The organism is Segatella copri, from assembly GCF_009495355.1.
Taxonomy (GTDB): domain Bacteria; phylum Bacteroidota; class Bacteroidia; order Bacteroidales; family Bacteroidaceae; genus Prevotella.
Window position 1 is genome coordinate 21,561 of record NZ_VZAD01000008.1, and the last position, 16,449, is coordinate 38,009.

General features: G+C 45.9%; 8 protein-coding genes and 1 pseudogene. 7 read left to right on the plus strand and 2 right to left on the minus strand.

Going from position 1 to position 16,449, the window contains the following annotated elements; all coding sequences use genetic code 11:
* Positions 1-57 precede the first annotated feature (57 nt).
* The 3 genes and pseudogenes from F7D20_RS00640 (at position 58) to F7D20_RS00650 (ending at position 3,867) form a co-directional block, all read left to right on the plus strand.
* Positions 58-1,716 (plus strand): AMP-binding protein, encoded by a 1,659-nt coding sequence (locus F7D20_RS00640; RefSeq protein WP_158462349.1) that lies wholly within the window; start codon positions 58-60, stop codon positions 1,714-1,716.
* Between the two features lie 63 nt (positions 1,717-1,779).
* Positions 1,780-2,550 (plus strand): annotated as a pseudogene (proB, locus tag F7D20_RS00645) (glutamate 5-kinase); the annotation flags it as partial.
* A gap of 180 nt (positions 2,551-2,730) precedes the next feature.
* Positions 2,731-3,867: an AAA family ATPase gene (locus F7D20_RS00650; RefSeq protein WP_158462351.1), complete on the plus strand. Its 1,137-nt coding sequence runs from the start codon at positions 2,731-2,733 to the stop codon at positions 3,865-3,867.
* A 414-nt stretch (positions 3,868-4,281) separates the two neighbouring features.
* On the opposite strand, the gene F7D20_RS00655 is transcribed toward F7D20_RS00650, so the two are convergent.
* Positions 4,282-6,462, minus strand: coding sequence for an alpha-galactosidase (locus F7D20_RS00655; RefSeq protein WP_158462352.1), 2,181 nt, complete (start codon positions 6,460-6,462; stop codon positions 4,282-4,284).
* A gap of 97 nt (positions 6,463-6,559) precedes the next feature.
* Positions 6,560-8,920 (minus strand): TonB-dependent receptor, encoded by a 2,361-nt coding sequence (locus tag F7D20_RS00660; protein ID WP_437182640.1) that lies wholly within the window; start codon positions 8,918-8,920, stop codon positions 6,560-6,562.
* Positions 8,921-9,239: 319 nt separating this feature from the next.
* Here F7D20_RS00660 and F7D20_RS00665 point away from each other — a divergent pair, with 319 nt between their 5' ends.
* The 4 genes from F7D20_RS00665 (at position 9,240) to F7D20_RS00680 (ending at position 16,368) form a co-directional block, all read left to right on the plus strand.
* Positions 9,240-10,877: a DUF6377 domain-containing protein gene (locus tag F7D20_RS00665; protein WP_158462353.1), complete on the plus strand. Its 1,638-nt coding sequence runs from the start codon at positions 9,240-9,242 to the stop codon at positions 10,875-10,877.
* A 685-nt stretch (positions 10,878-11,562) separates the two neighbouring features.
* Positions 11,563-12,864 (plus strand): OmpA family protein, encoded by a 1,302-nt coding sequence (locus F7D20_RS00670; RefSeq protein ID WP_158462354.1) that lies wholly within the window; start codon positions 11,563-11,565, stop codon positions 12,862-12,864.
* A 12-nt stretch (positions 12,865-12,876) separates the two neighbouring features.
* Positions 12,877-14,166: a hypothetical protein gene (locus tag F7D20_RS00675; protein ID WP_158462355.1), complete on the plus strand. Its 1,290-nt coding sequence runs from the start codon at positions 12,877-12,879 to the stop codon at positions 14,164-14,166.
* Positions 14,167-15,081: 915 nt separating this feature from the next.
* Positions 15,082-16,368: a glutamate-5-semialdehyde dehydrogenase gene (locus F7D20_RS00680; RefSeq protein ID WP_158462356.1), complete on the plus strand. Its 1,287-nt coding sequence runs from the start codon at positions 15,082-15,084 to the stop codon at positions 16,366-16,368.
* Positions 16,369-16,449: the final 81 nt, after the last annotated feature.

The following is a 16,449-nucleotide window of genomic DNA, read 5'->3' on the forward strand; positions in this document are numbered from 1 at the left end:
TGAAGCCTTAACTTTTCACACACTTAGCCTCTTAACCCCTCTCAAATCACACACAACATGATAGAGAGATTTCTAAAACAAACTCATTTTACTTCAGAACAAGACTTCAAGGAGCATCTGGAGTTTATCATCCCCGAAGACTTCAACTTTGCCTACGACGTAATGGACGAGTGGGCAAAGATAAAACCCGACCATGTTGCACTGCTTTGGACAAGTGAACGTGGCGAGGAGATACATTTTACCTATCAAGACCTGAAGGAGCAGAGCGACAAAGCTGCAGCATACTTCCAGAGTCTCGGCATAGGCCACGACGACAAAGTGATGCTCATACTGAAGCGCCATTACCAGTGGTGGCTTGCCATGCTCGGTCTCCACAAGTTGGGTGCCGTAGCCATCCCTGCCACACATATGCTTACCAAGCACGACATCATCTACCGTAACAATGCAGCAAGCGTGAAAGCCATCATCTGCTGTGGAGACGACTATGTGGTAGAACAAATCAACGAGGCCATGCCAGAGAGTCCTACTGTCAAGACATTGATCAGCATCGGTCCAGACATTCCTGATGGTTTCCACGACTGGATGAAGGAATGGAACGAATGTGCTCCTTTCGTTCGTCCTGAGCATGTAAATTCCAACGAGGACACTCTCTTGATGTACTTCACATCGGGCACCACAGGCGAGCCAAAGATGGTGGCACACGATCACCTCTATGCGCTCGGCCATTTGACCACGGGTGTATATTGGCACAACCTGCACGAAAATTCCATCCATCTTACCGTAGCCGATACCGGTTGGGGCAAGGCAGTTTGGGGCAAGCTCTACGGACAATGGTTTGCCGGAGCCACCGTCTTTGTCTTCGACCATGAGAAGTTTACCGCCGACAAGATTATGCGCCAAATAGAGAAATATCACATTACCTCCTTCTGTGCACCTCCCACCATCTATCGCTTCATGATTCAGGAGGATTTCTCTAAGTATGACCTCAGCAGTCTTGAATACTGCACCACTGCGGGAGAGGCTATGAACCCATCTGTGGCAGAAACCTTCCAGAAACTGACAGGCGTTCAGATTTATGAGGGCTTCGGACAGACAGAGACCACCATGACTCTTGGCACCTTCCCCTGGATCAAGCCAAAGCCAGGAAGCATGGGCAAGCCAAACCCACAATACGAGGTTCACATCCTTCGCCCAGACATGAGCGAATGCGAGGATGGCGAAAAAGGCGAAATTTGCATCCGCATAGGAGACCAAAAACCTATCGGCCTTTTCAAATACTATTACCGTGACGAGAAACAGACAAAATCTGTATGGCATGACGGCTACTATCATACAGGCGACATGGCTTGGCGCGACGAGGAAGGCTACTTCTGGTTTGAGGGAAGAATTGACGATGTAATCAAGAGCTCAGGCTATCGCATTGGTCCCTTCGAGGTAGAGAACGCCCTGATGACTCATCCTGCCGTAGTAGAGTGTGCCATTACCGGTGTACCAGACCCTATAAGAGGTATGGTGGTAAAGGCTACTGTTGTGCTCAAAGATGAGTACAAGAGTTTGGCAGGCCCCGATCTGATAAAGAAGTTGCAGGATCATGTAAAGCATGAGACTGCTCCTTATAAGTATCCCCGCATCATCGAGTTCGTAGATGAATTGCCAAAGACCATCTCTGGCAAGATTCGAAGAGTCGAAATAAGAGAGAAGGACAACAAAAAATAATATCTATCCGAGGGGTTTAGAATTGAAGGTCACAAATTCTCCTCCCAATCATATCAATACAAAATGGATAAAAGAATTGTAGTAAAAGTGGGCAGCAACGTGCTGACCCGTGAAGATGGCAAACTCGACGTAACAAGAATGTCGGCTATTGTCGACCAAATCGTATGGCTCAAGCAACAGGGCTATGAGGTCATCCTGGTTTCATCAGGAGCTGTGGCTGCAGGAAGAGCCGAACATCACGTAGAGCACCATCTTGACAGCGTAGAGCAACGCCAGTTGTTCTCAGCCATCGGTCAGGTAAAGCTTATCGGCTTATACTACGACCTCTTTCGTGAATACAAGATCAAGATTGGTCAGGTGCTTACCATGAAGGAGAACTTCGGTGCCGAGGAACAGTACAAGAATCAGGAAGCCTGTATGGAAGTCATGCTGGAGAACGGTGTTCTCCCCATCGTGAACGAGAACGATACGGTATGTATCACCGAGCTGATGTTTACTGATAATGATGAATTGTCGGGACTGATTGCCCAAATGATGAAAGCGGACACGCTCATCCTCCTTACCAACGTGGACGGAATCTACAACGGCGATCCCTGCGAGCCTCATACACGCATCATCCCATCGGTATATTATGATCGCGACATCAGCGAATACATACAGCCCAGCAAGAGCAGTCATGGCCGTGGCGGTATGGCATCTAAGGCAAAGACCGCCCAGGAAGTTGCCAATGCCGGCATCAAGGTCATCGTTGCCAATGGCAATACGCCAAACATCCTCATCAACCTGAAGGAGCATCCGATGGAGACCCTTCATACCGAGTTTGTGGCAAGACCAAAGGAGAATTAACAATCAATAATTATAGAAATTCCATTATAGATTTTCTATAATCACATGGCAAAGGGCAGAAAATAGAGTACATCTTTCAACTTTCTGCCCTTTTTCTTTTTAATATTCAAGAAATAGTCGTACCTTTGTCATTACAAAAAAGTTGTAACACAAAACATGTAATGGCGTATGATACTAAGTAACAAGAAATTAGCGAATCCTTTCGTCTATCAAGGTTATGAAAGTCCTGAGTATTTTTGCGATAGAGAGGCAGAAACAAAGACTTTACTTTCCCACTTAAAGAACGGAAGAAATATTACCCTCATCTCTCCTCGAAGGATTGGCAAGACAGGACTTATTAAGAACACCTTCTACCATCTCAAGGAAGAAGAGAATGATGCCATATGCCTATACCTTGACATTTTCGCCACCAAGAACTTGAATGATTTTGTGGAGCAACTTGGCATTATGGTCATCAACGACATTGTGCGCAAGAACGCCTCATTCTTCGAGAAGACCATTGCTTTCTTCAGTGCCTTACGCCCAGTGCTTAGCATGGATCCATTGACAGGCGAACCGAGTGTCTCCATCACGGTGGAACCAACACAAGAAGATATTACTATTCGTAGCATCTTCAATTATCTCAACGAGAGTGGCAAAGAGGTATATATCGCCATCGATGAATTTCAGCAGATAGCTGAATATCCAGAGAAGGGAACGGAGGCTTTGCTTCGCTCCTACATTCAGTTCGCCCAACATGTCCACTTTATCTTTTCTGGCAGCAAACAACATTTGATGGCAGAAATATTCGGCTCGCCAAAACATCCATTCTACCAAAGCACAGAGATGATGGGCTTAAAGCCACTGAAATGCGACATTTACTGTAACTTCTGCCAAAGCTTCTTTAAGCAGAAAGGTGGTGACTTATCAAAAGAGATTTTCGAGCATATCTATCAGCAGTTTGATGGGCATACTTGGTATATCCAATGCATTATGAACCGCCTTTACGAATCAGAAAGCCAAGTCGAAAACATGTCGCAAGTCAATGCCGCTCTCCTTTCCATCCTTGAGGGAAGAGAACCACAGTTTGAGAGCATGACGCAGTTCTTTACAGAAAATCAGTTTGCTCTTCTCAAAGCCATTGCCAAGGACGGCATCGTTGCACAACCGACAGCAGGCAAGTTCATCAAAGGACATAAATTGAGCGGAGCCAGCAGCGTAAAGGCTGCTCTTAAGATTTTAGAAGACAAGGAATTGGTATATAGAACCAATGACGGCTACCTCATCTACGACAGATTCATGGATCTGTGGTTAAAGAGAATATAAACAAGAAAATAATAACATAAAGACCTCTTTAGATTTTTTTTCGACCATATAGGCACTATTTTCGACCATTTACTATCCTTACAAGGCACTTTGTCACCTACCAGGCAAAATACCATCTTGCATGAATACAACTGCCGTGTGATCATCAATGGAGTCGTCGTTAAATCAGTATCTGGCGCCATAGGAACCAACAAGCAATTCGATGACATCTACTCTTTCAACGTAGAATAACAAACTCTATACCCATAAAGAGGGTGTGCCATGTATTTATGACACACCCTCTTTTGCATCTGAGAATCTTACTTCCCTTTCTGTATAATTGCACTATTGTGCCCTTTGCTGGGCACAATAGTGTCACAAGTAGGCATTTCTGCCGGTATCACAATTTTTGTTTAATTATGAATAGTTGATACTTTATTCCAATACCAAAACGTGGCTCGTTCCATCTGTCTGGCTGAATACATTCAAGCCGACTTTCATCAGATAATCACCGCTATACTGTTTGCCATTGCACTCCAAATCTGATTCCTTGCCAGGCATCAGGTTGGTCTCCTTGACAGTATATACTTTATCAGCATCCAAACCCTGCATCTTCACGTTCATCACAGGCTCCTTGTAGCGTGGATGCAAGTCGTAGGCGAAGAGGACGGCACGCTGTTTGTCCTTGCTTACATAGTTGATGGCACAGTGGTTGCCCTCGTATGGAGATACCAGACGGTACTGGTCGCCTTCGAGAATCATCGGCTTCATGCTGTCATAGTTCTTGACGGCGTTCTGAACGAACTTATAGTCATCCTTTGAGAGTGACTTGAGGTCGATGTCGAAGCCCAACTTGCAAGAGCTGCAAACATCAGTGCGGAACTTCACACTGGTGTTCTTGTTCCAGTTGGTTACATGAGAGCCCATGGTCTTGGCAGGGAAGAACTTAGACAAGCTCCACTGGATGTAGATGCGCTCGTATGGGTCTGTATCATCCGAGCACCAGAACTCGGTGAAGTATTTCAACATCTCGTAGTCCATTCTGCCGCCACCGCCAGAGCAGAGCATCATAGGCAACTTAGGATACTTGTTGTGGATGCGAGTGAGCACCTTGTAGATGCCACGGATATGGTCGATGTAGAAATTGCCCTGGTTCCCCTTGTGATATGGAGAGTAGATGTTGGTAATCACACTGTTGCAATCCCACTTGAAGTATGCCACGTCTGGGTTCTCTGTCATGATGCGATCCACGATGCCGAACACATAATCCTGTACCTTTGGGTTGCTGATGTCAAGCACCAACTGGTTGCGATAGTAATAAGTGTCACGCTTAGGCTGCATGATGACCCAGTCTGGATGCTTCTCGAAAAGTTCGCTCTTTGGGTTCACCATCTCAGGCTCAATCCAAATTCCGAATTTCACACCAGCCTTCTTGGCGTCTCTTACCAATCCAGGTATTCCCTCTGGCAGTTTGCTCTTGGTAGCCTCCCAGTCGCCGAGGCCTGCATGGTCGTCCTTGCGAGGATACTTGTTGGCAAACCAACCGTCGTCGAGCAAGAACATATCTACGCCCAGGTCCTTGGCATCCTTCATCAACTCAGCAAGACTCTGCTGGTTGAAGTCGAAGCCAGTGTTCTCCCAGTTGTTCAGAAGGGTAAGGCGGTCTTCCATACCCATGTTCACCTGATACTGGCGAGCCCAGTTGTGCAGATTTCGTGAAGCCTCGCCCATACCATTGTCGCTCATGGCGAAGATGAACTCAGGGGTCGTAAATGTCTCTCCTGCCTTCAACTTATAGTCGGAAGCATATGGGTTGATGGCTGGGATGACACGGAGTGCGCCCACGTTGTCCACCTCGAAAGTGAAGCGGAAGTTGCCCGGCCATCCTATGGTACCAAGCATCACCTTGCCTTCGTTTTCCTTGGCAGGTTCGTCGAAGCCCAATTCGAAGAAAGGCTCCTCTTGCATGGCGGCACGTGTGCCGAGCTTGGTGTCAACGATCTTCTTGCCTGTAGTCAACTGGCAGGTTTCAGGCTGTCCTTCCTTAGCCCAATCGCTGTGATAGTTGGTGACGAAGTATTTGTTTGCCTTGAAGTAGAGCATGGTAGAGCTGTATCTCCAGAGGGTGACAGGGGCTTTCTCTTTGTGAGAGATTTCGCTCCAAGCCTTGATGACGTTCTCCTTAGGATAAGCTGCGTAGTGGAGCTTCACGGTCAGCGGATATACTTTGTCCTGAAGGGTGATGATGGTTTCTGTACCCCCATTGATAGCTTTCTCCTCGGATGACTTATAATATAAATAGGTGGTCATGTTGCCATCGGCATGAGTCACAGCCACTGCCGGCTCGAAGAAATCTTCAGCACCGGAAGCTGCATAAACCTCATGACCTCGTTGACAGACAGCACCATCAGAGGCTGCATATACGTCCCATTTCAGGTTCTGATAGTCTGCGGGATTCTTCAACTTGTCGCCTAAATACACTTGGTAGAGACGACCCTTAGGAGAAACTTGCATCACGAGATCGGTCTTGTCGGTCGATACTCTGATGGTCTTTTGAGCGAATGCCATCACTGAAGTCATGCACATCGCTGCGATAAGCATAAATGCCTTTTTCATTGTTCTTTGGTTTTTATTTGATTGTTGTTATTTTTGCTGTCATGATAACGTCTTGCAGTCTTTCTTTTTTGCAATTTTCATCGTATATTATGAAAGCTTAGAACTTGATTCCTGCTGAGAATTCGATGGTGAATGGGCGAAGATAGCTACCACTCATATACTTGCCTGCATATTTGCCGGCTTCTTCCTTGGTAATCAACTCCGAACCGTTGATGGTACCTTTTGCGCCCTTCTCGTTGAGGAAGTTGATGACACTCACACCGAGGCTCAGTTTCTTATTCACGTTCCAGTTGATTCCGCCGAAAGTCTCCCAGTGACCATTGAAATAGAGTGCCTCCTGGAGGTTGGCATAGGTCTTGCCAAAGTAACGGAAGCTCAACCAAGCATTCAAGTTCTTGGTGATGTCATACTTAGGATCCAGTTCAATGAGTACCTGTGGAATCTCCTTCACGATCATGTTGTTCGCATTTACACCCATAGTCTGGCCGTCGTTGAACGTCACGCTTGCGTTGTAGTTCTTATACACAGGCTTCTGATAGGTGAAGAGGGCATGCATGTGGAAGTTCTTGAATGGATTGATCTCAGCAGAGGTGGTCCAGCCCAAGGTCTGGATGTTGTAGATGAGCAACACGGTCTTGCCTTCTGATGTGCCAGGCTTGGTGAGGTTCTGCTGGTCAATATTGTTCGACTTCGAGATGTAAGTAATCATGGAAGACAGGTCTATCCAATCGTTCTTGTAGAAGATTCCACCACGGATCAAAGGGATTGTAACTCGCTTATACTGTTCCTCGGTAGGACCTGTTCCTGCATACTCGCTGATGCGTGGGAAGCGGGTGGCGATGGTTGCGTCGGCTGTCAGACCAAACTGGTTGGTGAGGTTGTATGTCAACTGCAGGGTAGCCGCATAGTTCAACTTATTCTTGGTCACCTTGGCTGGTTCGATGCTATGCGCTGTGGTTACGATAGAACCATCCTCCGCTGTAGAATAGGTGTTGAAATTGCCGATATGGAATCCTTTGAAGCGTGAGGCTGAAATCTGGTCTGCCGACATGCGATAGTACTCCAGACGTCCGCCATAGAAGATTTTGAACTTAGGGGTTACCTTCCATTCGTCGGTAAAATAAACAGCCAACTTGTTCTCTGAGCCCTTGGTGTATTCTGGACTCAGCTCGTTATATCCGAAGGTTTCGGAGCGACGTGCGGTCTGTGTCGGGTCAAGAGGGTTTACATACATTTGGCTCAATGTGCGAGGATAAGGCTCCACGGTACCAGCCCACTGGAAAGATGATGAATAGTAGTCGAGATGATAATACCACTCGTTCAGACCTATCATCAACTTGTGGTTGTTCAGCTGCTTGCTGATTTCTGTCGTCATGAGAGCATTGCTCACCTTTCCTATGTGCAACCAAGTGCGTCGTCCCTCGATGAGTCCGCTATAAGCTGATCCATCTGAGAGTTGATAGCCATCAGCCTCGCTCACCTCCGAGATAGAGCTGCCACCGTAATCCACGTAGTTGGCTCGAGGAGCATTCATGTATTTAGCGTTGAATTTCCACAACCATCCGTTGTCAAATTGGTACTGGCTGATGAGGGCAATCTCGTTGGCGTGGTTCTCACTTCCGTCGCTCATGTTCCAGGTCTCCATCTTGCCAGTCTTGGTGTTCAAGTATTGGAAAGAACCTTGTCGCTGAACATAGGAGTTCATGCCAGGGTCGAAGCCGGCGATTTTCTTGATGCTGCCGTCACCTGCGTAGATGAAAGGTGCCGCATTGGCAAAGTTGCCTGGATTCTTGCTGTTTGAGTACTTATATAATAATGAGATGCGTCCCTTGCCTTCGTTCAGGATTCGGGTCAGACCGAAATGATAAATCTGGGTGCGGTCTGCATAATCGGTAAAGCGGAGCTTGAAACTTCCCGGGTCGAAGTTCTGATACATGCTGGCGGTATAGAGCCAGTTGGTACCGATGCCACCAGAGAGGTTGAGATCAAAGTTCTGCATACCGAAGTGGTTCGCCTTGTAATTGAGTTTGCCCTTGAACTCTTTCTGACCTAATTCGCTGAAAGAAGATACAGCGTAAGCAATGTTACCAGTGGCAATAGCCGACTCGGAAGGCGTCATCAGGTCGGTACCCTTCAGAGAGGCATCGCCGCGCCAGTGGGCTGAGAGCTTGTGAACTGAGGATGAATAGACGGCAGGAAGACCGTTCTCATATACGGTTACGTCTTCGCTTGGCAATCCAATTTGGATTTCACGAGGCTTGTTGGCGTCGGCAGCGTTAAGCATCACGTTACGCTCTTCCTTCTTGTTCTTCTCTACGGATTCCTCTTCGAGATTGAGAGACTTCTTTTCTTTTGTACTTGACTTCTCTTCAATATTGTTAGAAGGAAGTGCATACATGTAGCTTGTCGCTGACATTGCAGCCAAAGCCATGGAGAATGTACGGATTTTTAGGTTCATAACTTGTTCTTTTGTTAGTTACATTATTTTATTTTTGTTTATTCCAAAATATTTAGGTCTGAATCGAATGTTGTTCGATTTCGATTGCAAAGATAGATTGATTTTAGACACCTTGGTGCTGTGTGTAGGGTTTGAGTAGATGCGTGGGTACTCTTACAATGACTTAACTACCTAATAATCAGAATATATATAAAATTAATACTTTTTATGAGAGTAGATATTGAAAAGAAGAATAAAAGTCGTATTTTTGCAGCCGTAAAGGGTTATTCTCTTTCATGACTAAGTAAAAACTGGTAAGAACAATAATAAATAAAGGACAATGAAGAAGATAGTATGGCTCTTGATGATGGTGGTGATGCCGATGGTGGCAAATGCGGCATTTTCGCGAAATGCGGATTTGGAGGACGAGGATGAGTTGCTTCATCGTCTGGACCAATATATAGCTCGTCGGGACGAGTTCTCTTCCAAGAAAGAGAAGAAACTCATAAGAATGAAGAAAAAACTGAATCTTACTTCCGGCAAACGAGAGCGTCTGAGTCTTTACAATCAAATCTATCGTGAGTATTATACTTATCGATATGACTCTGCCATGGTCTATGCCAAAAGGGGCCTGCAATTGGCAGAACAGTTGCATGATGACTATTACATCAATCTCAACAAGATCAATCGGGCTGCGGTGTTATCCACAGGAGGCTTCTACAGTCAGGCTGAAGACCTGTTGCTTTCTTTGAAGCCAGAAGACATTTCGCCCAAGCTGATGCAATACTATTATTACACCTTGACATGGGTGTATAACTATTGGGGAGCTTTCTGCGAAAGGTCTGAATTCAAGGAGGAAATGCAAGATAAAAAAAAACTCTATCTTGCCAAGACCCTTGAATATATGGGCAACAAACAATCTGCGCTCTATTATTATCTGAATGGTGAGTTGGAGTATTTGCAACATCGCACAGACAAGAAAGTGCTGGGCTGGTATCAGAAAGCACTTGCCGCCAGTCCTGTTGACAGCAGGGTGCATGCTTCTGCTGCATATTGTATAGCTCGTTATTATCAAGACAATGAGCAAATGGACATATATGAGAAATATTTGGTACAGGCGGCCATCTCTGACCAGGTTTGTCCCTTGAAAGAAAATTTGGCACTTCAGGAACTTTCCACCTATCTATATAATAAGGATGCGAAGTATGCAAAGCGTGTGTCAAAGTATATCTATTGTTCGATGGAAGATGCTCAGTTTTATAACAATCGTCTTCGAATGGTTGAGATCTCTCGCATTCTTCCGCTTATCACGGAAACGAATCATCAGCGAGAAATACGTCAGAATCGCATCATCACGATATCGCTGGTTGTGGTAAGTATCGTGTTTCTTGGCTTCTTGGCGATGATGTTCTTTGTCTTCAGGATAAATAAGCGTTTGGCAAAGAGTCGCAGGGAGGTGAGGAGTCAGAATATGCTCTTGGAGGAATTGAACCAGAAATTGCTCAATACCAATAAGCACAGGGAGACTTATATGCGATTGTTTATGGACATCAGTGCTGTCTATATCAAGAAACTCGACGATTATCGCAAGTTGGTGAGCCGCAAGATCAGGGCAAAGCAGACTGCCGATCTCCTTACCGCCATCAACAGCTATAAGCTGGCAGAAGAGGAAGCTTCAAGTTTCTATATCCGATTCGACAAGGCTTTTATGGACTTATACCCTAATTTCGTGGATGAATTCAACCAACTACTGTTGCCAGAAAAGCAGATTGTTCTCCCTGCGCCTAACAGTCTCACCAAGGAACTGCGTATCTATGCACTGATGCGATTAGGAATTACGGATGGGCAAGAACTGGCCACCCTTCTGTTCTATTCTACACAAACCATCTATAATTACAAGACATCCATCAGAAAGCGAGCAAAAGACCTCACCACTTTTGATGCCGCTATCAACCAACTATGCAATGTGATAGGCTAATAAATGGCAGGAAATTGGGAATGTTCCTCTTCTTTCAGCCATTTTCTTTTGCACATTCAAGAAATAGTTGCATCTTTGCCATTACATAAAAGTTGTAACACTAAAGATGTAATGGCGTATGAAACTAAGTAACAAGAAATTAGCAAATCCTTTCAGTACTCGAAGGTAGAGATTCACAGTTTGAGAATATAGTTCAGTTCTTCACAGAGAATCAGTTCTCGCTTCTGAAAGCTATAGCCAAGGATAGCATTGTTGCCCAGCCTACATCTGGCAAGTTCATCAAGGAGCACAAGCTGAGTGGAGCCAGCAGTGTAAAGGCTGCACTTAAGACTTTAGAAGACAAGGAATTGGTATATAGAACCAATGACGGCTACCTCATCTACGACAGATTCATGGATCTGTGGTTAAAGAGAATATAAACAAGAAATAATAACATAAAGAACATCTAAAGAGGTCTTCGTGTAAACTTTAGGTCACATGAAGACCTCTTTAGATTTTTTAGACCACATAAGCACTATTTTCGACCATTTACCCTTCTCAAAAGACACTTTGTCACTAATCTGGCAAAATACCATCTTGCAAGAAATGAGTTTTTTATCTACCTTTGCAGAGCAGTCGGCTTCCTAATTCGCGCGCAAGAGGATAACGACTGCTAAGAATTTATTCACATAATGTATAATTGTCTATGAAAAAAGAACTACAGAGAAAAATTGCCTTGAGTTTGGGGCTGGCACTGTGCGTAGCATTGTCTGCAACGGCTCAAGAAGCCAATGAGTTTCAAGCAGAGAACACACAAAGCAACTGGTATCTCGGCATAGGTGGCGGCTATCGTTTCAACAAGATGAGTTACTCCGAGCTGGACAAGGACGACTTTCCATCCAACAAAATGACAGGCAGCGGCATCTTCTCCATCTTTGTGAATGGAGAGTTCGGTAAGAATCGCCAGTTTGGCATCCGCCCTCAGGTAACATTCCTTAATAGAGGAGGAAAGCTATCAGGCATATTCGGGAATGACAATGCGTATGAGGAGAACCAAATCAACAATATCTTCTACACGATCAAAGCCCACTACATCGACCTGCGCGTGCCTCTCATCTTCAACTTTGGCAAGGCTGATGCCAAAATACGCCCATACGTATTTGTTGCACCAGTATTCGGTCTGTGCACTGGCGGCAACATCAAGCTACAGGCAGACATGGAAGACTACAAGTATGCCGGCTATGACATGGACATCACCAAAGCCAATCTCAACTCCACTTATTTTGCAGGACAAGCGGGCATCGGTGTGAAATTCGCCATTCCTGTTGCCGACACGAAATGCTACGTAGGCTTAGAGGCTGCTTACGAATATGGTTTTACCGACACCTACGCAGGAAAGGAGAAAGACAGCAAAGCCAACGATATCTTGCATCTCTACAACGATAACTACCAAATCGACGGCAACCGAAAGTTCTCTGGTATAGAGCTACAGGCAACACTTGCCATTCCTTTCGACATTTTCAAGAAGAAACCTGCCAAGACGGAGCCAAAACCTGAGCCGGTAGTCCAGGAGACATACACTGCGCCTGTTGCCAAGCCCGAGAAACCATGCTACACATTGGAGGAAATCGACGAAATGATGGCAAAGAACAAGTCGGTAGACGGCAAGACCATCTGTGCCATAGATGCCATCACCTTCGAGTTCGGAAAGAGCAATATCAAGCCTGAGTCATACGATTATCTCGACAAACTGGCTCAGACTCTGAAACGCAGCAACCGCCACGTAGAGGTAAAAGGACATACCGACAATGTGGGTGGCAACGAATTTAACATGAATCTCTCACGCGACCGCGCCAAGGCCGTGGTAGACTATCTTGTAAGCAAAGGTGTCAACCCTGACAAGCTCACCTACAGTTACTATGGAATGACACGTCCACTATCCGACAACGACACTGAGGAAGGACGTGCCAAGAACCGCCGCGTAGAGTTTACCATTAAGAACAACTAAAAAAATAATAACATGAAGAAATCAATGACATATAAGATAGGTACACTGGTGATAGGTCTAACCGCCATGCTATTCACCTCGTGCCTGAGCGATGGTGACGACACCATGGTACTGGAAAAGGGAGAGAAAAACGAGTTCGTCGATGGCGACCAAACCGTGGTTGTTGGTACCAATGAGTATGCCGACATCGAGAACGGAGGCTTCACACTCTACGTACCCAAGGGCTCCGTGCCAAAGACCAACTCTGGCGACAACGGACGAGTGGCTTTCTCCATCAGCCACGTTGACATACCCGACCTGCCCTGCCAGCTGCCTGCAGGGGCCAGTGTAGTAGGAAAAAACAGCATAAAGATAGAGCCTATGAACTTCACGTTTAACAGCCCTCTCGTGCTCAAATGCCCCACAGGAGGCAACACCAACTGCGTATTGCTGCGTTACAATGACTATACCAACAGTTGGGAAGTAGTACCATTCTCCTCTCGCAATGCTGACGGCACCTCCAATGTGTCACTCATTGAGACTGGATACTTCGTGTTGGTGGAATATCCACAACAGACCACAGAAATGGGTGGAGTCCGCATATTACAGAAATATATAGACAACGAATATTTCTACTACCTCACTCTCACCCCTGTAAACGGCAGTTCAAAAGACGCCAAGATGATTGCCTTCTCACCCAACGGATCGCCCCTGTACATGGCATACGTGGCAAGAGGTGAATACAAAGCCGTGCTGTCTCGCCAGAAACGCAGCCAGTTGAACTCAGCCACAGAAATGGAACAATATTCTTCTGTCATCAGAGTCAAAGTAACCGGCAAACTCATCGCAGGCACAGGTGGATATGACACATATACAGGGTGGACAGACATTAAGCTGGACAACATCTCATGGAGCGACGGACGTTCTGACGCATGGGGCACCATCACCACAACATACGGAACAGGCAAGTTCCAAGCTACTCTCACATGGGTCAACCCATCCGAAGCAGAACACACTGACTACGACCTGCACCTATATGGCCCGGAAAACTTACATGTTTACTACACCAACAAGAAGCAAGGCTGTTTCGAGCTCGACCGTGACTGGATATCCAATCCTGGCAATGCAGTAGAGAACATCTATAGCGTGAGTGACAATTTCACTCCAGGACGATACCAGGTAAAGGTTCATCACTTCGGCGGTGTTGTGGGCAGACGATACAACTGCCGTGTAATCATCAACGGAGTCGTTGTTAAATCCGTATCTGGTGCCATCGGAACCAACAAGCAATTCGATGACATCTACTCTTTCAACGTAGAATAACCAACTCTATACCCATAAAGAGGGTGTGCCATGTATTTATGGCACACCCTCTTTTGCATCTTGGAATCTACCTATCCTATCGTCGAAGTGCCCGATTGACACGCCCATACAAACATCACCCCCAGAAATAGCAACACAAACAGCCCTTGTCATAATGCATTACAAAAATATTACTTCCCCTCCTGTAAAATTGCTCCTTAAAGAACACTATTGTGCCCTGCGCTGGGCACAATAGTGCCATAAGTAGGCATTTTTCCCGCATGAGTATTTATAAAAATGAATTACGCAAAAACCCTTCACCCTTCATCTATACGCCCGAAATGCCGATAAACACAGGGGATTCGAGAGAGAAAGGTCAAATTTAACCCTTCATCACCCTTCATCACCCTTCATCTTTTTGCCTTTTCCTGGTTTCTTCTGACATACAGAGCTTGGCTCGTGCTTCTATGATGACCTGTCCTGGGCATCTATTAAGACCCAACTAAGGCATCTATTAAGACCCAGTTAAGGCATCTATGATGCTTGCCTTGAGGCTCAAATCTCTTTTGAATGATGATAGATGAAGGGTGATGAAGGGTGGAATTGTGCCCGTCACCCTCTGAAACCCCGATAAACACAGGGGATTCCAAGGGATAGATGAAGGGTGAAGGGTTTTTGCGTAATCCATTTCAAAAAAACTCTTAGGTGCGTTTTTTAAGCAGGGGAATACAGTTGAGCACAAAACTAAGCAGCAAATATAAAAGCACTCTCTTTTGTGTCATTTTTGCATAACTATCCATTTATCAGCATAATCATTACATTTTTCCACATAAAGCTTGTAATTATCAATAATTATGCTTACTTTTGCAACAAAGTAACAGCTTAGTGACTGTAAAAATACAAGTCACTTATCATAAATAAGAAAGGAAAAAGCCAATGGAACTGAAAGAGACCTTCCAACAAGTAAAGGCGGCAAGCAAGACATTAGGTCTGCTTACCGATGAACAACGTAATGAAATCCTGCAGGCGGTGGCTGACGCTATCATCGCAGAAACTCCTGCGCTCCTTGCAGCGAACGCAGAAGACTTGGCGAAGATGGACAAGGCGAACCCACTCTATGACCGATTGCAACTCACAGGGCAACGACTCCAGGATATTGCTTCAGATATGAGACACGTCAGTACGTTGCCCTCACCGCTTGGAAGAGTTCTCAAGGACAAGACACTCGATAACGGATTGCATCTGCTGCGGGTAGCCGTCCCTTTCGGGGTCATCGGAATGATTTACGAAGCACGCCCCAACGTAACCTATGATGTTTTCTCTCTCTGCTTCAAAAGCGGAAATGCATGTGTGCTGAAAGGAGGAAAGGATGCAGACGCCTCCAACACTGCCGGCGTGGAACTTATCCACAGAGTGTTGAAAACTTTTGGCGTCAATCCCAATGTAGTGACCCTTCTGCCTGCCACCCATGAGGCAACAGGCGAGATGCTGAATGCCGTAGGCTACATAGACCTCTGCATTCCTCGTGGTGGAAAGAAGCTCATACAGTTTGTACGCGACACTGCCAAGGTGCCGGTCATAGAAACCGGAGCCGGTGTGGTACATTGTTATTTCGACAAGGACGGAGACATAGAGATGGGCAAACGAATCATCACCAATGCCAAGTGCCGAAGGGTAAGTGTATGCAATGCCCTCGACTGTCTGCTCATTCACGAAAGCCGTTTGAACGACCTTCGAACGCTGTGCGAAGAACTTGCCAAACATGAGACAAAGATTCATGCCGACACCAAGGCCTACGAAGTCCTGAAAGGCAACTATCCCGACACCTTATTATATAAGGCCGAGGATAGCGAGCAGAAGATGAAGGAAGAGAATCCTCAGATCAAGAGCATCTGGAACACCGAATGGCTCAGTATGCAGATGAGTATCAAGACGGTGGCGACAGAAGACGAGGCGCTCGACCACATCACCACATACGGAAGCGGACACAGCGAGAGCATCGTATCTGGCAACGAGGAAGCACAAAAGAAATTTCAAGCCATGGTGGATGCAGCCTGCGTATACGTGAATGCCCCAACAAGTTTTACGGATGGAGCACAGTTTGGACTCGGTGCCGAGATAGGCATCAGTACACAGAAACTGGGTGCACGCGGACCTATGGCTCTCGAAGAAATTACCACCTACAAGTGGTTGATTACAGGAAACGGCCAGACAAGGAAGTGAAGAACGAAGAGTAAAGAAACAACGTTCGGTGGCCAAAGGAAAAGCCAATTCTATAGCAATAGAATATATAAGAAATAACAA